Consider the following 24,188-nt stretch of genomic DNA (forward strand, 5'->3'; position numbering starts at 1 on the left):
GACGAGGTGGCGCGTGCCGACCAACTATCGAAGCCGTCGCACGCACGCCGGGGCAATCGGTTTTCCGGCCGCCGACCACGATCCCCCAACCACGTTTCACCAGCGTCTCAACGCCGGATCACGGCGCATCGCTATGCGGCGCCGACCACGTGGGCGGGGTCCAGATGCGCCGCGAGCAGGCGGACGCGCCGCCGCTGCTGCGCGGTGGTTTCCACGGGATGATGGATCTCGATGCTGAGCTGATCGTCGAAGGTGCTGATGATGATGGTGCCGCTCGGCTGCTGCAGCCGATGCCCCGCCTTGTCCGGCTTCGCGATCATCACCGTCCGAAAGTCGTTGACGCGCAGTCCTTCCGGTAGTCGCGGCCGGTCGATCCGCCCCCAGTTGGTGGCCAGCACGATGCCGGGCGCGCGCGGCGGCGGGCCGGACGCGATGTCGGGGATGTGCAAGGGGGTCTGCTGCACGACGCCGCTAGCGAGCCCGCTGCGCAGGCCGTCGCTGATGCCGCGCGCCAGGCCGACCAGCGTGTCGCCCGTGGCGCGGGTGGGCACGAAGTCGGCGAAGCCGAGGACATTAGTGCCCTCGGTGTGGCCGATCGGGGGGAAGACCCGGTTGCGCAGGTCGACGGAGTAGGTGTAGCTCAGTTCGCTCAGCGGCAGCTCACGGAGTTCGGCCTCGGTGAGCAGGATCGCGGCGGAGGCCAGGCCGTTGATCGTCGTCCCGGTGCGGTGTGCGACATCGGCGAGCGCGGCGGTCTTCTGCTTGGACAGCCGACAGCGCGCCGTCAGGGGTAGTAGATACGATTCATCACCCACTCCCGGCCCCGCGGTCTCGGGCGTTTCAGCGACCACGAGAGGGCGCGCCACCACCGGTCGGCCCGACATCTTCTCGACACACCTGGAGAGCAGCAGGTCCTCGACCGCCGCCGGAAACCGGTGCGGCGCTACATCGGGCGCACGGCCGCGGTTGATGTCGGTGTAGCAGGACCATAGCTCGGACAGCGCCGCGAGCGAGTGACACGCGTCGGCGACGCTGTGGTGGGTCACCAGTGTGACGCCGGTGCTGTCGCCGTCGCGAACCACGCACAGCGCGACGAGCGCCGCGCGCTGGTCTAATCGCGCGCCGCTCAGCAACTGTTCGGGATCGCCGTCGACGACGGTGATTTCCGGTGTGCCGCCCGATGATTCGACGAGCATATGGCCGCGTCCATCAGGCTCCAGATGCGCGCCGAACGCGGGATAGGCACGCACCACCGCGTCGAAAGCCGCGGCGAGCGCCGGCAAATTCAACCGACCGAACAGTCGCATCGAATAACCTACGAGGACTTCACTACCGGCAAAGATTTCTTCGCTCGGTGCCAACGGCCGAATGACGGTAGCCGTGGTCATGTCGAATTACCCTCCACATGAGACTGCCCATCGAGGCTAGCCCGAATACTCGGCCCGGCACGGCCTTTCGGGACCATCGCCTCTGTGTGGTTTATCGCGCATACCGAACGAGCTGTTTCCGGTCGTTGCCACAACGAGACCGAATTCGGCGATCAGCCACTGGCCGCACACGCAGCGCAGATAGGCGACGGAGCCGTGCGCGGACACGAGGGTCGGGGTCGGCCAGGAACAGGAGGGGCAGGTCACGTCCATGTCTCCAGCGTGATGTAATGGTCTAGTGCATTTCAACCCTTACGGTGGCGCGGCGGCCGAACTCGCTGCCCGGCTGGTGAACTCGGGCCGCGACCAGGATCTGACGGCGTTGCTCGCCGAGGCGGATTACCGACCGCTCGGTCCTGTCACCGCCGCACAGGCTGCGGAGCTGCGTCGATGGATCGACGAACTCGACGCGGTGTTCGACAATCCCTCGGTGCCGCTGCTCAACGCGTTGCTGGCGAAAACCGCCAGCAGGCCCTATATCTCGACGCACGACGCGCGACTCCCGCATCTGCATTTCGCGCACGAGGCCGCGCCCGTCGACGAACGCGTCAAGGCCTACACGGCCGTCGGCCTGGCCGAACTGTTCTGCGCCGACCCGAATCGCATCGGCCGCTGCGCCCGCCCAGGGTGCGACGACGTGTTCGTCGACACCTCCCGCAACGGCAGGCGCCGGTTCTGCTCCACGCGATGCTCGAATCGGGTGCACGTCGCCGAGCATCGATCCCGTCGCTCGGCCTGAGCCTCAATACGCCTTCGCCGCCGCCGTGATCCGCCCGGTTTCTATTGCGGCCAGCAGCTTTTCGTGATCGAGCCGGGTCTGCTCGGCATAGGCGACGGCGAAGTCGATCATGGCGCGGTCGAAGGTGTCGCTCGAGCCGAGGTACGACGCGATGGCGACGCGGTTGCCGGAGCGCGCGTGGGCGCGGGCCAGGGTGCGCCCGCACAGCGCCGCGTAGTCGCGCAGATAGGACCGCGACATCTCCTCGATCACCGGCGAGCCCTTCATATCCCGCAGCTGGCGCCAGTAGTAGTGCCTGCCGTCCGGGCCGGTCGCCCAGCCCAGAAAGATGTCGCTCGCGGCTTGCATGAGGCGCTGCCCGTGCACGACTCGATGGCCCTGATTGCGGAATCTGCTCGCCGCCGTATGCGCCGCGAGCACCGACTGCTCCGCCTGCTTGACCTGGAGGAACAGGGGGCTGCCGTTCACGCGCCCGGCCATCAGGGCGACGAAGCAGCGGGTGCCGACGCTGCCGACGCCGACCACCTTGACGGCCAGGTCCAGCATCCGATGCCGGTCCAGCAGCACCCGGCGCTCCTCGGCCAGTGAGCGGCGGTAGTCGCCGAACACCTGGCGGATCGTCTCGGCGTCGACCTGTTCGATCGGGACCAGCAGCGGCGGACGGTGCCGGATGCGCGGGACACCGTCGGCGTCCGGCTCCGTCAATTTCTCCAGCGCCTGCAGGTTGGTGCGCGCCCGCGCCTGCTCGAGCGCGCGCTCGACGCCCTTGCGGCGCTTGGGTTTCCGCGCCAGCGTGGTCAGTCGGTCGGCGTCGATCCGCTCGTACCAGACGGCCAGTTCGCCGAGGCCCGACAGCCGGATCATCGACTCCCGATAGGCCAGGGCCGCGGCGCCGACGGCGTTCTCGGCGTCGGTCTCGGCGAATCCGTTGGCCAGCGCGGCGACCGCGACGCTGGCCGCCAGCCGTTTGACGTCCCACTCGAAGGGGCCGGGCAGGGTCTCGTCGAAGTCGTTGACATCGAAGACGAGCGCGCGTTCGGGCGAGGCGAACAGACCGAAGTTCGCCAGGTGCGCGTCGCCGCACAGTTGCACGGCCAGGCCCGTGTTCGGGGTGGCCGCCAGGTCGGCGGCCATGATCGCGGGCGCGCCACGCAGGAAAGGGAATCGCCCGGCTGCCATTCGGGCGTAGCGGATCGGTACCAACTCGGGCACCCGCGTCGCGGCTTGGCGTTCCAGCACGGTGATCGGGTCTTCCCGGTCGGCGGACGGTTCCCACACCCCCAACGCCCGCCGCCCGACCCGCTTGCGCGCCCGCCGCCCCTGTTCGGCCGCGTCCGTTTCCAGGATCGCCGAGGTATCCGCCATCCGGCCAGTCTGTCACCCGTTGGCAACTGACGAGCAACTATTTCTCCAGTGTCGGCCGCCGTGCTCGCGGATCAGGTATCCCGACAGTGGATTCGGTACGAGAGCGGTGAACGGTTGCGGATCGGCGGAGTGTGATCAACAGTGGTGTTCAACGGTGTAGTGACGGGAGGGCCGACATGGACCGCGCGGATGTGGTTGTGGTCGGTGCCGGATACGCGGGACTGTCCGCCGCGCGGGCGTTGCGGGCGGCCGGGCGCGAGGTCGTCGTGCTGGAGGCGAGTGACCGCGTCGGCGGGCGAGCGCTGACCGATCGGGTCGGGGACGGATGGGCCGTCGATCTCGGCGCGCAGTGGATCTCCGGCGGCCACACGCGATTCGCCGCGCTGGCAGCGGAGTACGGTGCCGAGACCTACGCCGCCCCGTCCGACGGGGTGAACCTGTTGGTCGAGGGCGCTGTCCGACGTCCGTTCGCCGGCGCCCGGCCGCCGCTGCCGCCGCTGGTGCTCGTCGTGCTCGGACAGGCCATGTGGCGGATCGAGCGGCTGGCGGCGCGCATCGACCTCGCGCGGCCGTGGGCGACGCCCGGCGCCGACCGGCTCGACGCGATGACCGCGGCGACCTGGCTGCGCCGCAACCTGCCCGAGCGCAGGGCCCGGCACCTCGCCGAGGTGATGATCGGCGAGGAACTGTGCGTCGACGTCGGCAGCGTCTCGATGCTCGCGCTGCTGACCACCATTCGCGCCGCGGGCGGGGTGGAGGCCGGCGTGACGGCCGAGACCGTCACCCGCCTGTTCGTCGACGGTGCCGACGGGCCCGCCCGCTCGATCGCCGCCGAACTGGGTGACGCGCTGCGGCTGAACTCCGTGGTCGGCTCGATTCGGCAAGCGGGCGACGGCCTTTCGGTGCACGGCGAGTTCGGGGAGGTTCGCGCCGAGCGGGTGATCGTCGCGCTGCCGCCCACCCTGGCCGGGCGGATCCGCTACGAACCCGCGCTGCCCGCGGCCCGCGACCACCTCACCCAGCGCATGCCGATGGGGTCGGTGCTGAAGGCGTTCGCCGTCTACGAACGGCCCTTCTGGCGCGACGACCGCCGTACCGGCCAAGCCTTGAACCTGCACGACCCGGTGCCGGTCACCTTCGACGCCACCCGCCCCGGCGGCCCGGGCTGTCTCGGCGCCCTCGTTCCCGGACGCGCGGCCCATCGACTCGCCGCGCTGTCCGCGGGCGAGCGGCGGGCCATGATCGTCGGCTCGCTGGTCCGCGCCTTCGGTCCGGCGGCGCGCGAGCCGATCGACTGGCGCGAAAAGGTTTGGGCCGACGATCCGTTCACTCGCGGCGGTTACGGCGCGTTCTTCCCGCCCGGCGTGCTCACGAGCATCGGTTCGGCCCTGCGTCATCCGATCGGCGGGATTCATTGGGCGGGAAGTGAAACCGCCATGGAATGGGCGGGGTATATCGAGGGGGCCGTTCGATCCGGTGAGCGGGCCGCCACGGAGGTGCACGCGTCTTATGGTGTCGCCGAGGTGAATTGACGCAGCGATTTCGCTGTCGGTCGGCCGGTGCGTCTCGAGTTTGCTCAATAAATCGTGGGTGATTCCTGAGAATGACGAAACTTCATGCCGATTGGCGGAGATTTCGTGAAACATTGCCGCAAGTCCAGAAAATGCTCAGCAATGGGCGCCACATCTGGCCGATTTGCCGGTCCGCACACCGTACTAACGTGATCATCGTGCGAAAAACGCTCCAGGACAGGCGCTCTCGGCATGCAGTGGCAATGCCGTGAACGACTCGGCGATCCAGCGACGGAAGTGAACGCGCCGCTACCACTTTCGGCGTCGTGGGATACGCCCCGACACACGTAAGCGCCCTCGCCGCAACCGGCACGCGAACACGCCATCGACCTCCGGCACGGATCAAGCTCCCGCCGAACGCCTTTCGAACAGCCGATCCCTGGCGACGGACAGCGCCCGCGAGACCGCACCGGTAAGCACGCCGTCGTCGCCCAGCGTGCTGGCGACGATACGCGGATGCAGCGGACCGAGTTCGGCCATGCGCCGCGCGATGGCGTCGCCGAGCAGATCGAGGTTGTTGCCGATACCGCCGCTGAGCACAACGAGTTCCGGGTCGAGGATCGCGGCGACGGCGGTGATCAGCGCGCCGATCCGACGCCCCTCGGACTCGACGACCGCCTGGGCGCGCGAGTCGCCTGCGGCCGCCGCGGCGAAGATCTCCTTGGCCGAGGCCCCGGCCAGCCCCGCCTGCTCGGCCGCGCGGGCGACCCCGCCCGCGGCGGCCACGGTCTCGGTCATGCCGCGTTCGCGGGCGTCCAGCGGGGGAGCGTCGACCTCGCTGGCGGGCAGGAACGAAACCTCGCCCGCCGCACCGGTATTGCCCACGTAGAGCTCTCCGTTGATCACGATGCCCATGCCGACGCCGGTGCCGATGGAGATGAGCACGAAGTTGCGCACGCCCGCGCCAGCGCCGAAGGTGAGTTCACCGACGGCGGCGAGGTTGATGTCGTTCTCGATGGTCGACTCGACCGCGAGCGCGTCGCGCAGCTGCCCGACGAGCCCGGCGCGGCCCCAGCCCGGCAGGTTCTGCGCGTAGTCGAGCCGGCCGGTGCTCGGATTGAGCACGCCGGGGCTGCCGATGACCGCGTAATGCACCGCGGACCAGTCGATCCCGGCCTCGGCAGCGACCTCGTCGGCCAGCGCGCGCACCCGCCGCACCAGATCGGCGGCCGAGCGGGCGGTGTTGCGCACGTCGCGCCGGCCGATGAACTCGCCGCGCAGGTCGGCGATGGCGAGGCGAATCCAGTTGCGCCCGATGTCGACGCCCGCCACGACCCCGGCGCGCACGTTCACGTCGTAGAGCGCGGTGGTCGGTCCCGGCCGGCCGCTCAGCGACCCGACCAGCTCCACCAGGCCGGCCTGTTCCAGCCCCGAAAGAGCCGCCGACACTGTAGGTTTCGACAAACCGCTGGCCTTGGCGAGCTCACCGCGCGAGGCGGGCCCGCTGACCCGCAGATAGTCGAGCAGCAGCCGCTCGTTCATCGTCCGAAGGAGCTGGGGATTGCCGACCCGACTCATCAATCCTCCTGCTCGTACCACTGGACACCTCAGTGTTAGTAAACTACCTTTCTTACCAACGCTCAACCGGGCGCTCTCACTCTCCTCTCGGCACGGTGACCTCATGCGTCGAATTCAGCTCATCACCGCGGCGGCGGCCGCACTCGTCCTGGCGGCAGGCTGTAGCTCCGGCGACAGCGCCAAAGACGCGAAATCGGGCGGCGACGCCCCGACGATCGCGCTGCTGCTCCCGGAATCCAAGACCACTCGTTACGAGGCCTTCGATCGCCCGTTGTTCGAGGCGAAGGTCGCCAAGCTCTGCGACAAGTGCAAGGTGCTCTACTTCAACGCCGATCAGGACGCGGCGAAACAGCAGGGCCAGTTCGAGTCCGCGCTCACCCAGGGCGCGGACGTCATCGTGTTCGACGCGGTCAACGCCGATGCCGTTGCGCCGCAGGTGAACACGGCACAGCAGAAGAAGATCCCGGTGATCGCCTACGACCGGCTGATCTCCGGCATCAGCTACGACTACTACGTGTCCTTCGACAACGTGAAGGTCGGCAAGGTGCAGGGCGACGCGCTGCTCGCCGAGCTGAACAAGCGCGGCACCGCGGACAAGGGTCAGCTCGTGGTGATCAACGGATCGCCGACCGACCCGAGCGCGGGCGACTACAAGAAGGGCGCGCACGAGGCGCTGGACGGCAAAGTCAAGATCGGGCGCGAATTCGACACTCCCGACTGGTCTCCCGACAAGGCGCAGCAGCAGATGGAGCAGGCCATCACCGCGCTCGGCAAGGACGCGATCGTCGGCGTGTACTCGGCCAACGACGGCATGGCCGGCGGCGCCATCGCGGCGCTCAAGCGCGCCGGCTACGCGACGCTGCCGCCGCTGACCGGCCAGGACGCGGAACTGGCCGGCGTACAACGGATCCTGACCGGCGAGCAGACCATGACCATCTACCTGGACTACCGGGCACAGGCGGAGAAGGCCGCCGAACTCGCGGTCGCGCTCACCCGAGGCGAAAAGCCCACTGCCCCCGCCAAAACCAACAACGGCGTGACCGACATCCCGTCCTACCTGCTCGACGCGATCGCGGTCGGCAAGGACAACATCAAGGACACCATCGTCAAGGACGGTCTCTACACCGTCGCCGATATCTGCACGCCCGACGTCGCGGCGGCATGCCAGGCCGCGGGCATCAAATGACGGCTCCTGCAACGGTTCTCTCGGCGCGCGGGCTGACCAAGCGCTACGGCGCGGTGCAGGCGCTGGCCGGCGCGGATCTGGAGGTGCGCGCCGGTGAGGTCGTCGCGCTGGTCGGCGACAACGGTGCGGGCAAATCCACTCTGGTGAAGGCGATTTCGGGAGTGACGGTGGCCGACGAGGGCGAGATCGTCTTCGCCGGCGCCACCGTGCGGATCACCCGCCCGCAGGACGCGCAGGCCCTCGGCATCACCACGGTGTTCCAGGATCTCGCGCTGTGCGACAACCTCGACGTGGTCGCGAACCTGCATCTCGGCGCGGAGACCAGCATCTGCAGCGTGCTCGACGAGATCGAGATGGAGCGCAGCGCACGGGATCTGCTCGCCTCGCTCGACGTGAAGATCAAGGACGTCCGGGCGCCGGTGTCCGCGCTGTCCGGCGGGCAGCGGCAGTCGGTCGCCATCGCGCGGGCGCTGCTCGGGCGGCCGAGGATGGTGATTCTCGACGAGCCGACGGCGGCGCTGGGCGTCGAGCAGACCGCGCAGGTGCTCGCGTTGATCGGCCGGCTGCGCGAGCGCGGCCTCGCGGTGCTGCTGATCTCGCACAATCTCGTGGACGTGCGGTCGGTGAGCGACCGCGTCGTCGTGCTGCGCCTCGGTCGTAACGCGGGCGAATTCGAGACCGCCAAGGCGACCCAAGAGGATATCGTGGCAGCGATCACGGGAGCAGCCGCATGAGAGAGCGTGGCGAACGAATCATGTTTCAAGGTGTGTCGCGCATGACGGTACCTGGCTTCGGCGAGGGGGAGTCATGAGTGACCTTGTAGTGAAAAGGCCGCTCTGGCAAGGCAATCAAGGGCGCGGGCTGGCCGATGCCGCGATGGACCGACTACGCCGCGGCGAGGTCGGCTCGGTGCCGGTAGCGATCGGTCTCGTCATCATCGGCGCGGTGTTCTACCGGCTCAACGCGCACTTCCTGTCCGCCGAGAACCTCACGAACCTGGCCCTGCAGATGGCCGCGACGGGAACCATCGCGCTCGGCATCGTCCTGGTGCTGCTGCTCGGCGAGATCGACCTATCCGCGGGCTCCGTCAGCGGATTGACCGCAGTCGTGATGACGCTGCTGTATGTACGGCACGGGTGGAACGTCGTCTTCGCGGTGCTCGCCGCCGTCGCGGTCGGCGCCGCGATCGGCCTGCTGCACGGGCTCATGCGAACCATGCTCAGCATGCCGTCGTTCGTGGTCACGCTGGCCGGGCTCATCGGCTGGCAGGGGCTGATGCTCTATCTGCTCGGCAAGGAAGGCACCGTCAACCTGCCGTTCGACCGCGGCATCGCCACCATCAGCGACACCTGGCTGCCCGCCCTGCTCGGCTGGCTGCTCGTGGTGCTGCTCGCGGGCGGACATCTGGTCGCCGGCGTGATCACCCGGCATCAGCGGGTGCACGCGGGCCTCGACGCCACGGCGCCGGTGTGGATCGTGCTGCGTTCCGGCGGTCTCGCCCTGCTGCTCGGCGGTACCGTCCTCGTGCTGAACTCCGATCGCGGCGTCCCGCTGACGCTGGTGATCTTCGGCGGTTTGGTCCTCGGCCTCGATCTGATCCTGCGGCGCACAGTCTTCGGCCGCCGCATGTACGCGGTCGGCGGCAACGCGGAGGCGGCGCGCCGGGCCGGCATCAATGTCACCTGGATTCGCATCTCCGCGTTCGTGGGCTGCTCGGCGCTGGCCACCCTCGGCGGCATCCTCGCGGCCTCCCGCCTGGTCGCCGTCAACCAGAGCTCCGGCGGCAGCGACATCCTGCTCAACGCCATCGCAGCCGCCGTCATCGGCGGAACCAGCCTGTTCGGCGGTCGCGGCCGCGCCTACGCCGCGCTGCTGGGAATCCTTGTCATCCAATCGATTACGAACGGAATGCTGCTGCTCAACGTGGACTCCTCGGTGCGCTTCATGGTCACCGGCGCCGTGCTCGCGATCTCGGTCGCCATCGACTCGGTCGCGCGCCGCGGCGCCGAGGGAGCGCGCTGAGCTACGGGGGGATCGTCCGATCGCCCCTGGAGGGCGCCTGGACGCGGCAGGGTTGTCCCGCGTCCAGGTCGTCCCTCGCCAGCCCTGACACGTCGTCGGCGATGGCGGCGTAGGCACCATCCTCGGCGCCCTAGTCCACGGCCTCCCCATGGTGCTGTGGCCCCAGGGCGCCGACCAGCCCATCAACGCCGCCCGCGCGGCCGCGTCGGGCGCCGCGATCACCGTCGACGCCGCGACCGAGATCGCCGCGGCGGTGACCAAGGCGCTCGACGACGACGCCTACCGTGACCGGGCCCGCGCGATCGCCGACGAGATCGCCCAGCGTCCCGCACCCGCTGCGGTCATCGCCGAGATCACGCGGTCGTCTCGCTGACCGGGCGCTAGCTCACCTAACTTCCGCATCGACCTCGTGCATTCCGTGATGACCGCCTCCCACAGCGCGGCGAATCCGAATGCGTTTGCATTGCCAGAAATCAGTCCAGGTATGCGGGCAGTGACCGTTGGTGAGGAACTGAAGCGAGGTTGCTGTCCAGCTGGGGCCGGTGACGGATACGCCTAAGCCATTATGTCTTCATGGAGCCGGAAGAGCCTGTGGCCGTTGACCTGTCGGATATCGAGCGCAAGGTGTTGGCGTATGGGGTGGGGAGCTGGGGCGGGCCGGCGAGGTGCTCCGAGGCGCTCGCGGTCGCCATGGGTTTCCGCGACGCGCAGGATGTGGGGAAGCATGGGCGACGGTTGGAGTCGGCGCTGATCGCGGGTGAGGCGTTGACCGCCATGGACTGGCGGCGAGTGTTGGTGTCTACCGAGATCTTTTTCGCCAGTGACGTACTCGGGTGCGGGCGGGAATGGTCCATCGTCCGGGGAATCTCCGACGAGGAGACACTGCGGGTTCTGCGGGGACTGCAGCGAAAGCTTCCGTGGCGGGTAACGCACTTACCAGAGCATTTGAGACCTCGATAGTCGCGGCAACCCGGTGGTCGGGGACCGTCGTCGCCTGTGGTGCCGAATGGATGCCGGGTCCGCGCCGACTTGCCTGGGGATCGTGGACGTGTGATCCACGTCATGGGACGTAGTAGGCTGCGGGCGGCTCAGGGTGGGCTAAGGTGAGTGGACAGATGCAGATATGCGCATACGTGGCGGTGATGAAAGCGGGCGGCTGATGGGACATGAACACGAGCACGGACACGGGCATGGGAACGGCCACGGGCACTCACACGGTGTGTCCGGTGACGCCGATCGCCGCTGGCTGACGGTCGCGCTCGCACTGATCGCCGGGTTCATGACGGTGGAGGTCGTGATCGGCCTGCTGGCGAACTCGCTCGCCCTGCTGTCGGACGCGGCGCACATGCTGACCGACGCGGCGTCGATCGTGCTGGCGCTCACCGCGATTCGGCTCGCCGCCCGCCCCGCGCGCGGCAAGTACACCTACGGTTTCAAACGCGCCGAGATCCTGTCCGCGCAGGCGAACGGCGTCACGCTGCTAGTGCTCGCGGGCTGGCTCACCTACGAGGCGATCCGGCGCCTGCTCGAACCCCCAGAGGTAACCGGTGGTTTGGTGGTCGTCACCGCGCTGGTCGGCATCGTGGTGAACGTGATCGCGGCCTGGGCGATCAGCAAGGCGAACCGCACCAGTCTCAATGTGGAGGGCGCGTTCCAGCACGTGCTCAACGATCTGTACGGCTTCATCGCCACCGCCGTCGCGGGCATCGTCGTGATGCTCACCGGATTCGCCCGCGCGGACGCGATCGCCACGCTGGTCGTAGTCGCGCTGATGGTGAAGGCGGGCCTCGGCCTGGTCCGCGAGTCGGGCCGCATCTTCCTGGAGGCCGCCCCGGCGGGCGTCGACCCCGACGCCCTAGGCCGCCGCCTGGTGGAGATGCCCGGCATAGACGAGGTGCACGACCTGCACGTCTGGCAGATCACCTCCGGCAATGTCGCCCTCTCCGCCCACGTCCTCGTGCAACCCGGCGCCGACTGCCACGGCCTCCGCCAGCAAATCGAACGCCTACTGGCCACCGACTACGAAATCACCCACACCACCCTGCAAGTCGACCACTCCCAGCTGATCTCCGCAGCCTCGTCCCCATCCAAGGACCGCCTACTCCCGGTGCTCGAGGACCACTGCGACGAGTCCCACGGCCCCGTCCACCGCGAACGTTCCTAGCCCGAACAGTTTTCCGTCTCCAACGAGCGCCGACGTAGGGGCCTGCGCTGGCGTAACCGCCCGGCAGACACCTCGCTCTGATCTCACAGAGCTTCCACACCCTTCACAAGGGCTCCAGCCCTTGTGAACGGTGTGCACGGTCTGTGAACCCAACCGCAGCGTCGCACCGTACCTCGCCCCCCTCTGAACGCAGCCACAGCTAGATGACCACGCTGGAACCTCCACGCCGCGCGCCTGACTGCTGGAGAAAGCCGGGGACGGCACCCACCGCGCCCAGCACTACCCGATCATTGCTTGGACAGGTGCGCCTTTTCGGACAGGCACAGCTGAAGACCCTTGCGAAAGCTGAAGACCCACCCATGTTTTCCCTGGAGCAGTGCTGGGCGCGTCGAGTGCCGTCCCCGGCTGTCTCCAGCTGTCAGGAGCGCGGTGCTCAGCTCCAGCGTGGTCGTCTGGCTGGGGTTGCGTGTAGAGCATGGAAGATCAGCAGAGTCATATGGTTGCTGTCCAAGATCGTTGGGCGACCATATGACTCTGCTCGGTGCTCAGCCCAACCTTGGGAAGGGGTGCTCGGCCTCCAAGAGGTATGCCAGCTCGAGCAGTGTGCGCTCATTACCCCGTGTGCCTGCGAACTGCACACCAATTGGCAAGCCGGCGGGGCTGAGACCTGCCGGGACTGTGATCGACGGCGTGCCGGTGATGTTGTTGATCGGCGTGCCGGTGATGTTGTTGATCGGCGTGAACGACACATATGCCCGCAGCCGCTCGATCAGCTCATCGAAAGGCACGGTCGGACTGAGGTAGCCGAGTTCGGGCGTCTCTCGGCCGAGTGTCGGAAGCAGCACGGCGTCGTACGGGCCGAGGGCGCGTTGGTAAGTGGCGGCGGCTGCCCGTAGTCGATACAGCATTACCGGTGTGCGCCAAGCGCTGCGCAGGAAGTATCGGCGTAGACCGAGGGTCAGGTCGTCCAGGCGAGTGGCATCGAACCGGCGGTCGGCGAGCTTTCCGGTGGAGGCGACGAAGGTGGCCAACAGACCCCAGTACTCGAGAAACGCCGTCTCCAGCGCGGCGGAGAACGGCATCGGCACCGGCTCGACGTGGTGGCCGTGCGATTCCATTGTGGCGGCGACCTTTTCGACCGCGTCCCGGATCGGCCCGGGGGGCACCGGGCCACCGATGTTCTCCAGCAACAGCGCGATACGCAACCGCTTCGACCCCGGCCCCTCGACATACCCGATCGGCGGCAAACCCGGATTACGCCAAAACTCCTCCGCCGCAGCGGTATACGCTGCGGTATCGCGCACCGTCCTGGTCAGCACCCCCTCGCTGACAATATTCACGGGCAACTTCCGCGCCATCGCCGAATCGATGTGCCGCCCCCGGCTCGGCTTCAACCCGACCAGCCCGGCGCACGCCGCCGGAATGCGAATCGACCCGCCGCCGTCGTTGCCGTGCGCGATCGGCACCACCCCGGACGCGACCAGCGCGGCCGACCCGCCGGACGATCCGCCCACGGAATAGCCGGTGTGCCAAGGGTTTCGGGTCGGCGGGGCGAACGGCGGTTCCGTGGTCGCGTTGAACCCGAACTCCGGCAGCGTGCTCTTGCCGAGCACAGTCATTCCGGCACTGAGGAATTGGCGGGCATACCCGCCGTGCTCCCGCGCCAGTTTGCCTTGGAAAGCCTGGGTGCCATGGTTGGACGGCATCCCGGCGAGGTCGGCGTTGTCCTTCACGAACGTCGGCACCCCGTACAGCCTGCCGGTTCGTTCGGCGGGCAGCAGCGGCTTGTCGTAACTCTCGTACGCGACCGCGTGCAACTCCTCCACCCGGCGCGCGCGTTCCACCGCGGCCGCCGCGAGTTCCTGCGGGCTGCGCTCCCCGCTGCGCACCAGCTCGGCCAGCCCGACCGCGTCGTGCTCGCCGAGCGCGTCGTCGGCGAAGGAATGGAGACGGGTGGTCTGAGCGTCGGCGGTCACCCTTCGAATCTAGCGGCGCGCGGCGGAGGCGTCCGTCCAGTGGCGGCCGTCACGCGCATACGGTGGAAAGGTCAACCGCCCGACGAACAGAGAGGAAGTCGATGGCCCTGTCCGTCTCCGACCCGTTGCCGCCGCGGGGACGAATCGGCGCACTGCTGTTCGCGCTCCCGCCCGCGGGACGGCGCTGGAGTCCGGGGCTGCGATCCGCGCTGGCGTTCGCCTTGCCCGCCGCCGTCCTGGTCGCGGCGGGACACCCGGGACAGGCACTGTTCGTGCTGTTCGGCGCGTTCGCGGTCATGTACGGGGAGCGCAGGGCGTATCGCATGCGCGCGTGGGTGGTCCTGGCCGCGGGCCTCGCGCTGCTCGCGTCCTGCGGCCTCGGCGCCGCTCTCGGGCACGGCCTCGCCGGCGGACTCGGCGCCTCGCTGATCACGGTCGCCACGCTGACCGTCGTCGCGGTGGTCGCCGTCTACGCGATCGACGCGCTGCGGCTCGGCCCGCCGGGCGCGCTGCTCTTCGTGATCGCCTGCGGCGGCGCGATGATGGCCGCCGAGGCGGGCATATCGACCTCGACCCTGTTGTCCTGCACGGCATTCGGCGCCGGCGTGTCGGTGCTCGTGTCGATGGCCGGCGTGCTGCGCGATCGGCGCAAGCCCGAGCGGGTCGCCGTCGAGGCCGCGGTCCGCGCCGTCGACGCCTATTTGTCGGCGCGCGCGTCGGGGCGGCCCGCCATCGACCTGCGCCACCAGGCGGGCGGCGCGGTCGCCGAGGCGTGGGCCGCCGTCTACGACGCGGGACTGCCGAGCCGGGCGCCGGATTCGGAGTTGCTCGCCACGCTGGTCGAGGCCAGACGCCGGCTCGCGGGTCCGGCCTACGACGACACCAATGACCTGGTCGTCGACCCACTGATTTCGTTCGTGCGTCCCGGTGTCCTGTTCCGTCTGCGTCGCTCGCTGTCGCCGAACTCGCACGCCGCCGTCAGCGCCCTCCGCGTCGGCGTCGCCTGTCTGGTCGCGGGCGGACTCAGCGCGCTGCTCGGCCAGGACCGGCCGCACTGGGCGGTGTTCACCGCGCTGATGGTGTTGCAGATCGGCCCCGATCGGGTGCGCGGGAAGGTGCGCGGCATCCACCGCTTCGTCGGCACCGTCGTCGGATTGGGGCTGTTCGCGGTGGTGCACCAGCTCGCGTTCACCGGTTACGCCCTCATCGCGCTGGTGGCCGGGCTGATGTTCGGCATGGAGCTGTTCGTGCCGCGCAACTACGCGCTCGCCGCGATCTTCCTCACGCCGATCGCGCTGCTCGCCGTCGGCCCCGCACCCGGCGGAGCCGTCGCGCCGCTGATCCGGGATCGCTTCATCGAGACCGTGATAGGCGTCGGTGTCGCCGTGCTCGTCCCGCACGTCGTCGCCCCGCGCGCGCATCGGCGTACCTTCCGCTGGATCGAGTTTCGCGTCGGCACCGTCGCCCGCGCCCTGCTGGCTTCCGCGCGCCGCGAGCCCGCCGGCGCCGCCGCGGTCGCGCTCACCCAGCAGCTGCAGTTCGAACTGGTCGGCGTGGCCCGCGCCGGAAGCGACTCGGCCACAGAGGATCCGGCGTGGACCGCCACGCACTGGCCCGCGCACGCCGCTACCGCGCACCTCGGCTACGACCTGCTCGCCGCCTACTGGGAGCTGCCGCCCGGCGCGCAACTGCCCGACCCGGACCGCTGGGACGCCGCATTCGACGCGCTCACACCGCTTTCCGCGCACGCCAGCACCCGGTAGCGGCCTGCTAGCGTTCGAGCATGCAGGACAGTGTGACAGTGCGAATGGCCGCCCCCGCCGACAAAATCTGGGAGGTGGTCAGCGACATCACGAACACCGGACGCTTCAGCCCGGAGACCTTCGCCGCCGAGTGGCTCGGCGGCGCGACCGGACCCGCGGTCGGCGTGAAGTTCCGCGGGCACGTCAACCGCAACGGCTGGGGCCTGAAGTATTGGACCGTGTGCCGGATCATCGCGTGCGAGCCGGGGCGGGAGTTCGCCTTCACGGTGCTCGGACCCGGCGGCATGTCGATCAACACCTGGACCTACCGCTTCGAGCCGGTCGAGGGCGGCACCGACGTCACCGAGTCGTTCCGCCTGCACGACAACCCGGTGCTGCGGATCTACTGGCTGCTGGCCGGGCGGGCGCGCGGCAAGACCAACGTCGAGGGAATGCGCGAGACGCTGAACCGGATCAAGGCGTTCGTCGAACAGGGTTAGGCGATCTCGAAGCCCGAATCCGGGCGGACTCGAGATCGGCCTAGTTCACGCAGGGCACCGTGCTCCCGATCGACGTCGTGAGCGGCTTGCCGGAGTCCGGGGCGGGCTCGCCCGTGGTGGTGGGCGTCAGCTGAGTGGACGGCGTCGTCGTGGTGGTCGAGCTCGCGGCCAGCTCGGCGGGCATGGTGAAATCGCTGCCGAGCACGACCTGGATATGGCCCGGCGCGAGACTCTGCGAGGCGGTCGGCGTGAGTCCGCCCAGCGTCTCGGCCACTTGGGTGGCGTCCGCCTCGGCGCCCGCGCCGTAGGTGACCGTGGTCGTCGTGCTGGTGACGCCGCGATTGCCGACTTCGCCTTCGCGATAACCCTTTTCGGTCAGCGCGGCGGACAGCTTGCCCGCCATCCCGGTCGCGCTGCCCGCGTTCTGCACGTCGACCGTGCTGGTCGGGGTGCGCGCCGGTGTGTTCGGCGTCTCGATCCCGAACGCGGACCGCACCTCTTTCCTGATCGCGGCCGGGTCGACGATGTTGACGTCCTGGCCGTTGATGTTGTCGTAGCGCAGCACCGGCAGCGTCCGGAACTCGACCGAGATCGAGCCGGCGGACCCGAGGTTCTCGGCGAAGTCGACCAGGTCCCAGCCGTCGGACAGCACCACGTCCTTGTGCGCCACCTTCATCAGCTCGTTCAGTTTGCCGATATTGGTCAGCGTCCCGGAGTCCTTGAGCGACTTGGCAACCGAGGTGAGGTAGGCCTGCTGCCGATGCGTCCGGTCCAGATCGCCGTTCTCCAGGTTGTGGCGCTGGCGGACGAACGCCAGCGCGTCGGAGGCATTGAGGTGTTGCGGTCCGGCGGGGAACTTGGCGCCGGAGTAGTAGCTGTCGTCGACCGCCTTGTTCAGGCACACGTCGACGCCGCCGAGCGCGTCGGCCAGGTGATAGAACCCGACCAGGGCGACCTCGGCGAACCGGTCGATCGGCACACCGGTCAGCGTGCGGACCGTCGACACGATCGACGCCCGCCCCGCCTCGCGGCCCGCCCGCTCCAGGGTGATCTGGTCCTTCTCACCCTTGGCGATCAGCTTCGCCTCCGTGTCGGCCTTTTTCAGTCCGTATGCCTCTTTGATTTTGATGTGGTCGTAGCCCGGGATGCCGGAGACCGCGACATAGTCGTCGCGCGGGATGGAGAAGGCGACGATCTTCTTCATATCCGCCGGAATATGCAGCAGGATAAGTGAATTCGCGTTGTAGCCGCCGTCGTCACTGTCGCCGGCGTGCAGTTGGTCGAGGATGTCCTTGGGCAGGCTGTTGCCGTTCTGGTCTCTCCTCGTGTCCAACCCGATCAGCAGGATATTGAGGTCGCCGCCCAGCGAGTGGGGCGCGTCGGCGCCGATCGCGTCCGAGCGGTTGAATCCGTTGTTGAAGTCGACCTTGGCCGACCAGGCGAATCCGGTGCCGGAGAGCACCGCGAGCGCGGTCACCGAGACGACGACCCGAACCGCAATCTTCGCCACCCCGCGGGCCCGATGCTGTTTCGCCGCCGCCTTGCGCGCGGTGCGCCGATGCCGCGCACGACCCGCTGCGGGCTCGGTGACCCGGTCGAACTCGACCGTGTCGTCATCGATGTTCTCCGCGGACTCTGTGCCCTGCGCTTTCCTCGGCACTCGCGCCACGGATCGTTCCTCGCCGTCTTGTTCCTCATCCGACCCAATCGAGAGTACGCACGCGCGCGTAACACCCGGATCATCGCTGGTCATACGGTGGCATCGAGCACCTCGCCGAGCCGGGCCGGCGAACCCTGTCCGCGATTACGCGGCGGCTCGAGGCCCTGTGCCGAAGTCCCATCCGGCGTTCGGCGCAGGGCCTAGGCTCGAGATCATGTCTGCTCCCGTGCTTCTCGTGCTCGGCGCCGGTCCCGGCGTCGGATTGGCCGTCGCCCGTCTCTTCGCCGACGACGGTTACGCGGTTTTCCTGGCCTGCCGTCTGCCGGAGGAGGCCGAGCCGCTGGCCGCACAGCTACGCGGCGAGGGGTTCGACGCGGAGGGGGTCGGCGTCGACCTGTCCGACCCGGCCGACATCGCGCGCGTGGTGACCGCCGTCGGCGAGCAGCACGGCCAGATCGACGTGCTGCACTTCAACCCGAGCATGTTCCGGCAGGCGGATCCGCTCGAGCTGTCGGTGCCGGAACTGATCGAGGACTTCACCATCGGCGCCGCCGCGCTGCTGCCCGCCGTGCAGGCCGCGCTGCCGTTCTTCGCCGAAGGCGCGCGGGTGCTGGTCACCGGCAGCGCCGCCGCGGACAAGCCCTGGCACCGCGCCGCGTCCCTCGGCGTGCAGAAGGCGGCCGTCCGCAATCTGGTCACCAGTCTCGATACCACCTTGGCGCCCAAGGGGATTCGAGCCGTCGCGGTGCAGATCAACGGTGTGCTCGACGAGGGTGCGTTCACTCGCGAGCGGGTCGCCGAAGCGCTGCACGCCGCCGCCGTCCGCCCACTCGACGATTGGACGCCGCATACGTCGTTCAACGGGTGACCGGGGTTTCCTCGAGGAGACGGTCGTATCGGTCGAGGCGGGCGCCGAGTTCGAGTGCGGGCCGTATCGGTCGGCGTAGCCACCATATGAACGCGCGGTAGTGCAGGGAGACTCGCGTTGCAGCGCCGTCTCAGAACAGCCGATCGTCCGAAGGCTCAGGCGTCTGCACGCATCTGCTGTCCTCGTCGTAGACGACATCCTGGATCGCGTCGATCTGGTCCTGCACCACCTCGGCGCGCGCCACCAACTCGACCCGGTCAGGCTCGGTGAGGCTCTCGGCCCCGAGCTTCTCGAAAACACAGGAAAGCGTTGATCGTAAGTCCTCTAACCTGCTGTCCGACTCCATGGCACCTCACCCTACGTCCGAAGCTCCCGCCGGTGAGCGAGCATCGAACGGACACAGCAACAACTGCCGGTCCCGTTTATGCGCGCACCTCGTTCGCATCGGCCCGCTCCAGCACGACGACCGGGATCTGTCTGCCTGCGGCCGTCTCGAATTCGGCGAACTTCGGGACGAGCGCTACCTCTTCGGCCCAGATGCGCTCGCGCTCCGCGCCTTCGGTAAGCCGGGCTACGGCTGGCACAGTTTCGGTGCCCGTCTCGACGGTGATCTGTGGGTTGGACATCAAGTTGCGGTACCACGCCGGGTGGCGCGGACTGCCGCCGTGCGTGGCGAAGACGGCCCAGTTGTCGCCGACCGGTAGATAGAACAACGGGCTGATCCGTGCTCGTCCGGACTTGGCTCCGGTGTGGTGGACCAGGATGAGCGGCATGCCCGGGTGTCCGTCGTAGAGACCGGGGATGCGGGGCGGGACCGGGCGGCCCGCGGCGAAATCGGCCTCGCTGCTCCACGCCGCATACCCGGCGTTCGCCCGGACTTCCGCGATGACTCGGGCGTTCCAATTGTTGATATCGGGAGCGTCGGCCTCGTAGGCGGCCGTGGACTGATCAGACATCGCATCCTCTTCTGTTATCCGGAGCACTCGCTCCTAAAAGCTAACACAAGGCGGAGCGCATGCTCCGGATAAGGAGATATGCTTCTGGCATGGCAGTGACCGGATCGGAAAGCGCTAGTCGGCGGCGCGCGCCCCGAGCGGACGCGATCCGCAATCGCGAGACCATCGTCGATGCCGCGTCCGCGGTGCTGGCCGAGCAGGGCACCGCGGTGGATGTGCGTGAAATCGCCCGCCGCAGCGAGGTGGGCATGGGCACCCTGTATCGGCACTTCCCGACGAAGGAGGATCTCGTCCGGACGGTGCTGCGCAAGGACTTCACGGAGTGGGCGGAAACTGCGCGCGCGGCGGCGGCCGACGCCGAGGATCCCTGGGCGGCACTGATCGACTTCTACGACCAGGCCCTGACCGGTTACGCACACCACCGCGCGATCATGGAGCACTTCGCATTGGCCGTGCCGGTTCCGGACCCGGAGGGCCTTGGGCGGCTCCGCCTCGTCATCGAGGAGCTATGCGTCCGCGCCACGGATCAGTTGCGCCCCGGAGTGACCGCCGACGACTTACTGCTTCTGCTGGTCTCGCTGGGCCACGCCGTCCAGATCACCGGCGAATGCCGCCCGGACATGTGGCGCCGACTGCTGCGCATCTCCCTCGACGGCCTGCGTGCCGACCTTCCACCGCTTCCCGCCGATATCTCACCGGACATCAGCCGGGTCCCCGCGAACTCGAAGGCCGGTCCGGAACGAGCGTCTGGTTGATCAGACATCCGCACTCGCCGCGTTTCGTGCGATCGGTACCGCCGAAGCCCTTGGCCGTCAGTTGATCTCGCGAGCATCTGAGACCCTTGAGCTGATTTGCTGGCAGGGCAACGTTTTGGATCTAGGCGGCATCACCATCGGCTGTCGCTCCGGCAGTTTCGGAGGCGGTGCCCGCGTCATCGACGCCGGAGCTGGCTCTGGTGGTGTGGTGGCCTCGTAACGGCCGCCTCGTGTGACCGGCTGCGTGTCAGCTCGGCAGCCAATTCAGTTCGTGTGCCAGCGTTTTGGCGACGGTACGGATGCGGCGGTGTAGTGGTGACTGCACGCGCGGGAGGACCAGGTGGATGGTCAGGTTGGGTGCGCCATGCAGCGGTCGCCAGGTGAGACCGGCCGGTTGTGTCGAGATCGCGGCTTCGCCGGCCGGGGCGAGGGTGAGTCCGTCGTATAGGTCGCGCTGGGACAGGTCGAAAGAGACTGCGGGGGTGTGGAATCGGGGACTGGGCCGGATGTCGCGGAACAGGGCGGAGAGTTGATCGTGGATCACGGGGTTGGCCGCACGGTCGGGCAGTCGTAGCGGATAGGCGGCGGCATCGGCGATCTCGATCTGCGGGTGTTCGGCCAGCGGATGATGCTGTGCCAGTTGGACTCCGATGCGCTGGCGCCGCAGCAGGAATCGGCGTACGCCCCGGCCCGGCTGTTCACCGCGGGTGATCCCCGCGTCGATGCGGCCGTCGGCGACTGCGGCAGAGATCTCCGGTGTCGGCATCGGGGCCGCGCTGACTTCGAGTCCCGGGCTGTCGCGAATGAGCTTGTCCACCAAGGCCGGTGCCGTCTCGGCCCCAGTGCTGAGGCTGTATCCGATGCGCAGGGTGCCCAGTTCGCCGGCCCCGGCATTGCGGGCGGTGTCCCATGCTCGGTCCAGCGCCGCCAGCGCGGGCGGCGCGGATTCCGCCAAAGCCGCGCCGGCGGTGGTCAATACGACGCTACGGGTGTTGCGGGCCAGCAGGCTCGTGCCGAGTTCGGCTTCCAGTCGGCGCATCCGGGCGCTGAGCGCGGGCTGCGCGATCCCGATCCGGGTGGCCGCGCGGGTGAAGTTCAACTCCTGCGCCAGCACCAGAAAGTACCGCAGGCTCACCGTATCCGGCGCCACATGCTCTCCCCGTCGATTGATAACGATCTGTTCTGAGTCTATCCCGTGCCGGTCTTTCCCTCGACCACACATCGACCCTTAACCTGCGCATATGACGATTCAACCGACCGCGGTACCGAACACCCACCCCTCTGATCTGAACGGAGATTGTTATGCATAAATTGCTGGTCCTGTATCCCGAGCCCGCCGACCCTGACCACTTCCGCGACTACTACGTGAACAACCACCTTCCGCTGGTCACCAAGTGGCCCGGCCTGCTCGGGTGGCGATACAGCTTCGACGTAGCGGCGCCCAACGGAGAAGCGCCGTATTTCGCGGTCTTCGAAGCCGACTTCGCTGACGCCGCCGCCTTGGCCGCGTCGCGGGCATCGGAGTACGGCCGGCGAGCAGCCGCCGATGTCGTCAACTACGCCACCGGCGGTGTGGTGGTCATCGATTATGCGGTGCAGGACGGGACCGGCTGAGGTAGGACGGCACGCCCCGGGTCGCGCTCGGCCCGGGCCGTAGGTCCGGCTATCGGCGCAACCGTCGGTTCGGCATCAAGGTGCGCGGCGACGGACGCAGGTGGCGCGCTGGACGCCGACCGCAGTCGGCACCCGCGAGATCGTGATCATGCAGGGCAACGACTCCGAGAGTGTCATGTTCACCGTCGGCACTGGCATCAATACCGGCAGCGTCTGCCAGGCGATCTAGGGTCTCGTTCCCTCCGCCGCGGGCTCCGCGATCGGCGGTGGACCGGCGGAGGTTGCGGGCTGGCTGCTGTCGCCGGTCGCTGGGCCCGCGCTACCGCGGTGCACATGGCGGTCGTCGCCCCAGATGCTGTCGTCTCCGTTCTGGGCGCACAGCATCGCCCTGCCGTCCGGTCGGCAGAGGGCCTGAAGTGCTTGCGGGTCAGGAGCTTTCGAGGGGGCTGACGTCAGTACACTTGGAAGTTTGTGACGCTCGGGGTGTGGGGGAGGTCGGTGGTGAGGGTGAATTCGACTTGGCCGGGGCCGGTTACGAGGCGGAGGTTGCCTACGACGGGGGCCGACCAGAAGAAGGGCTGCCAAGCGCCGAGGTTGGTGGAGGCTTGGCCGGTGGCGCCGGTGTCGAGGTTGTGCCATTGGACGGTGGGGGCCAGGGTACACCAAGGGGCGGGAACGCCGAAGACCTTGAGCCAGCCTCTGAGTTGGAGGTCTACCGTGCCGGGGACATCGCCGTCAGGGTAGACGTTGCCTACTGCCCAGACGTCGCCGGAGCAGCCGGGGCCGTTGGCGCCCGTGGTGGTCATAGGAAGCTCGACGGGGATGTAGTTCGAGGCTGTGGCGGGGGCGCTGGTGGCGATGAGGGCGGCTGCCACCGCGCCGGCGCAGAGGGATATTTTGGCAAGTTTCCGGTGGGACATTTCAGCCTTTCAGCCGCGATTGCATGAGATGGCTTCGGATTCATTGTTCCATCGGGTAGCGAGTTGCCGTCGTTACCTTGGCCTTTCGCGCGGCGAGCGGGGCGCATATAAACGGTTGCCGACCCACTGTCCAAGGGCGCCCCGCATGCACGCTCAGGTCGCCGAAGGCCAACGAGCGGGACTGCCCGTTGGCCGTCCCGCTCGCCCCCTTTCGTCCTGACCGGCACGGAGGTGGCGGTAGCGCGGCGTCACCGTCCGCCGGTGCTGCCTCTACACCTTTCCGACTCGAACTAGTTGCTGGCGCTTCGTCCGGACTTGGGTCCACTCCTCGGCTGGGGTATCCGTTGGTACGTGCAGGCTCCTCCGGCATCCGGAGGGCAGCTCAGGCACCGGTAACCGGGGATGTCCCTGCCCTCGCAGGATGCTGCGAAATACGTCGCTTCACTTTGCACTCGATCGGTCGCCGGGGCTGCGGATGCCTCGTTCATCCCCAAGCCGAGACCGGCGGAACAGACCGCGATCGCGGCGCCGACGGCAATACGTGTGAACACAGTTTTCCCCTCCCAAGGCGACGATTCCCGCCGCCGACCGTGATATATCTTGGCAACGAATTCTCTTGTTGCCGAGTATCTTTCGGTTGATACGAGGCAAAACATATGCACGATGACTTTCAAGATCCTTACGAGGTCTTGCGGCCAGGGTGCCCGGGTTCAGAGTGCGATGAGTCCCGCACCGGTCGACTGGAATCCGCAGGCGTCGAAGTAGAACGTCCGTAGGTGATCGTCGAAGTCGACGTGCAGCCATTCACACCGCGCGGCGCGAGCTCCCCGGGCTGCGGCGGCGACAAGTTCGGCTCCGATACCGCTCCGGCGCAGCTCACGGCTGACCACGGTGTCCAGGATGAACGCGTGAACTCCGCCGTCCCATGCGACATTGACGAACCCGACGAGTTCGCCATCCCGCCGAGCACAGACCCAGCCGAGGCTGTGACCGTGGACCTGCGTCAGCCAGTCGATGTCGCGGACCGGATGATCGAAACCCTCGGCATGCAGTATGTTGACGGCCGAGTTCTCGAAGTCGCCTCGCCACTCGTACGCGATGGTCATATCGTTAACGTAACGTCATCATCGATTGCCGCGCAATCGATTTCAGCTGCGCGGCGTGTGCGCTATTTCGGGAGCCGGGTCGATCGACGGCCTATAAGT

23 protein-coding genes and 1 pseudogene are annotated in these 24,188 nt (G+C 68.1%); 14 read left to right on the top strand and 10 right to left on the bottom strand.

The window, feature by feature from the left end:
• Nucleotides 1-131: 131 nt before the first annotated feature.
• The gene (locus ON39_RS07295) at nucleotides 132-1,307 is read right to left on the bottom strand and encodes a phthiocerol/phthiodiolone dimycocerosyl transferase family protein (protein ID WP_051186380.1); all 1,176 of its coding nucleotides are present in this window, start codon (nucleotides 1,305-1,307) and stop codon (nucleotides 132-134) included.
• Nucleotides 1,308-1,665: 358 nt separating this feature from the next.
• Between ON39_RS07295 and ON39_RS07300 the strand changes: the two genes are divergently transcribed.
• Nucleotides 1,666-2,166: a CGNR zinc finger domain-containing protein gene (locus ON39_RS07300; RefSeq protein WP_040732482.1), complete on the top strand. Its 501-nt coding sequence runs from the start codon at nucleotides 1,666-1,668 to the stop codon at nucleotides 2,164-2,166.
• 3 nt (nucleotides 2,167-2,169) lie between these two features.
• On the opposite strand, the gene ON39_RS07305 is transcribed toward ON39_RS07300, so the two are convergent.
• Nucleotides 2,170-3,531, bottom strand: coding sequence for a DUF2252 domain-containing protein (locus ON39_RS07305; protein WP_040732483.1), 1,362 nt, complete (start codon nucleotides 3,529-3,531; stop codon nucleotides 2,170-2,172).
• Nucleotides 3,532-3,662: 131 nt separating this feature from the next.
• On the opposite strand from ON39_RS07305, the gene ON39_RS07310 reads away from it, so the two are divergent.
• Nucleotides 3,663-5,063: a flavin monoamine oxidase family protein gene (locus ON39_RS07310; protein ID WP_255219237.1), complete on the top strand. Its 1,401-nt coding sequence runs from the start codon at nucleotides 3,663-3,665 to the stop codon at nucleotides 5,061-5,063.
• A 381-nt stretch (nucleotides 5,064-5,444) separates the two neighbouring features.
• Here ON39_RS07310 and ON39_RS07315 read toward each other — a convergent pair whose 3' ends face one another.
• Nucleotides 5,445-6,620, bottom strand: coding sequence for an ROK family transcriptional regulator (locus tag ON39_RS07315; protein WP_040732486.1), 1,176 nt, complete (start codon nucleotides 6,618-6,620; stop codon nucleotides 5,445-5,447).
• Between the two features lie 103 nt (nucleotides 6,621-6,723).
• Between ON39_RS07315 and ON39_RS07320 the strand changes: the two genes are divergently transcribed.
• From ON39_RS07320 to ON39_RS07345, 6 genes and pseudogenes are all read left to right on the top strand, one after another.
• Nucleotides 6,724-7,806, top strand: a complete 1,083-nt coding sequence (locus ON39_RS07320) for a sugar ABC transporter substrate-binding protein (protein WP_040732487.1) — start codon at nucleotides 6,724-6,726, stop codon at nucleotides 7,804-7,806.
• A complete protein-coding gene (locus ON39_RS07325) occupies nucleotides 7,803-8,540 on the top strand; it encodes an ATP-binding cassette domain-containing protein (protein ID WP_040732489.1) in 738 nt (245 codons plus the stop codon). The genes ON39_RS07320 and ON39_RS07325 overlap by 4 nt, the downstream gene beginning before the upstream one ends.
• 73 nt (nucleotides 8,541-8,613) lie before the next feature.
• Nucleotides 8,614-9,828: a sugar ABC transporter permease gene (locus ON39_RS07330; protein WP_040732490.1), complete on the top strand. Its 1,215-nt coding sequence runs from the start codon at nucleotides 8,614-8,616 to the stop codon at nucleotides 9,826-9,828.
• 103 nt (nucleotides 9,829-9,931) lie between these two features.
• Nucleotides 9,932-10,201 (top strand): annotated as a pseudogene (locus tag ON39_RS07335) (glycosyltransferase); the annotation flags it as partial.
• Between the two features lie 200 nt (nucleotides 10,202-10,401).
• A complete protein-coding gene (locus ON39_RS07340) occupies nucleotides 10,402-10,788 on the top strand; it encodes a hypothetical protein (RefSeq protein WP_211336368.1) in 387 nt (128 codons plus the stop codon).
• 199 nt (nucleotides 10,789-10,987) lie between these two features.
• Complete coding sequence (locus ON39_RS07345; RefSeq protein ID WP_110293713.1) at nucleotides 10,988-11,992, top strand: cation diffusion facilitator family transporter; 1,005 nt, start codon at nucleotides 10,988-10,990, stop codon at nucleotides 11,990-11,992.
• Nucleotides 11,993-12,537: 545 nt separating this feature from the next.
• Here the strand turns inward: ON39_RS07345 and ON39_RS07350 are convergent.
• Nucleotides 12,538-13,968 carry an amidase gene (locus ON39_RS07350; protein WP_040732494.1) on the bottom strand — a complete coding sequence of 477 codons (1,431 nt, stop codon included), beginning with the start codon at nucleotides 13,966-13,968 and terminating at the stop codon, nucleotides 12,538-12,540.
• Nucleotides 13,969-14,069: 101 nt separating this feature from the next.
• Here ON39_RS07350 and ON39_RS07355 point away from each other — a divergent pair, with 101 nt between their 5' ends.
• Together ON39_RS07355 and ON39_RS07360 are read left to right on the top strand one after the other, a co-directional pair.
• Nucleotides 14,070-15,731 carry an FUSC family protein gene (locus ON39_RS07355; RefSeq protein ID WP_040732495.1) on the top strand — a complete coding sequence of 554 codons (1,662 nt, stop codon included), beginning with the start codon at nucleotides 14,070-14,072 and terminating at the stop codon, nucleotides 15,729-15,731.
• A gap of 20 nt (nucleotides 15,732-15,751) precedes the next feature.
• A complete protein-coding gene (locus tag ON39_RS07360) occupies nucleotides 15,752-16,210 on the top strand; it encodes an SRPBCC family protein (RefSeq protein ID WP_040732496.1) in 459 nt (152 codons plus the stop codon).
• 40 nt (nucleotides 16,211-16,250) lie between these two features.
• Here ON39_RS07360 and ON39_RS07365 read toward each other — a convergent pair whose 3' ends face one another.
• On the bottom strand, nucleotides 16,251-17,720 hold the full coding sequence (locus ON39_RS07365) for an LCP family protein (protein WP_040732536.1): 1,470 nt from the start codon (nucleotides 17,718-17,720) through the stop codon (nucleotides 16,251-16,253).
• A gap of 364 nt (nucleotides 17,721-18,084) precedes the next feature.
• On the opposite strand from ON39_RS07365, the gene ON39_RS07370 reads away from it, so the two are divergent.
• Nucleotides 18,085-18,738 carry an SDR family NAD(P)-dependent oxidoreductase gene (locus ON39_RS07370; protein ID WP_040732497.1) on the top strand — a complete coding sequence of 218 codons (654 nt, stop codon included), beginning with the start codon at nucleotides 18,085-18,087 and terminating at the stop codon, nucleotides 18,736-18,738.
• Between the two features lie 130 nt (nucleotides 18,739-18,868).
• Here ON39_RS07370 and ON39_RS07375 read toward each other — a convergent pair whose 3' ends face one another.
• Both ON39_RS07375 and ON39_RS07380 read right to left on the bottom strand, forming a co-directional pair.
• On the bottom strand, nucleotides 18,869-19,084 hold the full coding sequence (locus ON39_RS07375) for a hypothetical protein (protein WP_040732498.1): 216 nt from the start codon (nucleotides 19,082-19,084) through the stop codon (nucleotides 18,869-18,871).
• A 76-nt stretch (nucleotides 19,085-19,160) separates the two neighbouring features.
• Nucleotides 19,161-19,694: a nitroreductase/quinone reductase family protein gene (locus tag ON39_RS07380; RefSeq protein WP_040732499.1), complete on the bottom strand. Its 534-nt coding sequence runs from the start codon at nucleotides 19,692-19,694 to the stop codon at nucleotides 19,161-19,163.
• An 89-nt stretch (nucleotides 19,695-19,783) separates the two neighbouring features.
• Here ON39_RS07380 and ON39_RS07385 point away from each other — a divergent pair, with 89 nt between their 5' ends.
• The gene (locus ON39_RS07385; protein WP_051186381.1) at nucleotides 19,784-20,449 is read left to right on the top strand and encodes a TetR/AcrR family transcriptional regulator; all 666 of its coding nucleotides are present in this window, start codon (nucleotides 19,784-19,786) and stop codon (nucleotides 20,447-20,449) included.
• Nucleotides 20,450-20,696: 247 nt separating this feature from the next.
• On the opposite strand, the gene ON39_RS07390 is transcribed toward ON39_RS07385, so the two are convergent.
• Nucleotides 20,697-21,599, bottom strand: coding sequence for a LysR family transcriptional regulator (locus tag ON39_RS07390; RefSeq protein WP_040732500.1), 903 nt, complete (start codon nucleotides 21,597-21,599; stop codon nucleotides 20,697-20,699).
• A 152-nt stretch (nucleotides 21,600-21,751) separates the two neighbouring features.
• On the opposite strand from ON39_RS07390, the gene ON39_RS07395 reads away from it, so the two are divergent.
• Nucleotides 21,752-22,063, top strand: coding sequence for an EthD family reductase (locus ON39_RS07395; RefSeq protein ID WP_040732501.1), 312 nt, complete (start codon nucleotides 21,752-21,754; stop codon nucleotides 22,061-22,063).
• A 100-nt stretch (nucleotides 22,064-22,163) separates the two neighbouring features.
• Nucleotides 22,164-22,292 (top strand): hypothetical protein, encoded by a 129-nt coding sequence (locus ON39_RS50425; protein ID WP_255219238.1) that lies wholly within the window; start codon nucleotides 22,164-22,166, stop codon nucleotides 22,290-22,292.
• Nucleotides 22,293-22,515: 223 nt separating this feature from the next.
• On the opposite strand, the gene ON39_RS07400 is transcribed toward ON39_RS50425, so the two are convergent.
• Entirely contained in the window at nucleotides 22,516-22,869 is a 354-nt protein-coding gene (locus tag ON39_RS07400) for a hypothetical protein (RefSeq protein WP_146251209.1), read from the bottom strand.
• A gap of 824 nt (nucleotides 22,870-23,693) precedes the next feature.
• Nucleotides 23,694-24,089, bottom strand: coding sequence for a GNAT family N-acetyltransferase (locus ON39_RS07405; protein WP_040732503.1), 396 nt, complete (start codon nucleotides 24,087-24,089; stop codon nucleotides 23,694-23,696).
• Nucleotides 24,090-24,188: the final 99 nt, after the last annotated feature.

It is taken from the genome of Nocardia tenerifensis NBRC 101015, assembly GCF_000308715.1.
Classification (GTDB): Bacteria; Actinomycetota; Actinomycetes; order Mycobacteriales; family Mycobacteriaceae; genus Nocardia; species Nocardia tenerifensis.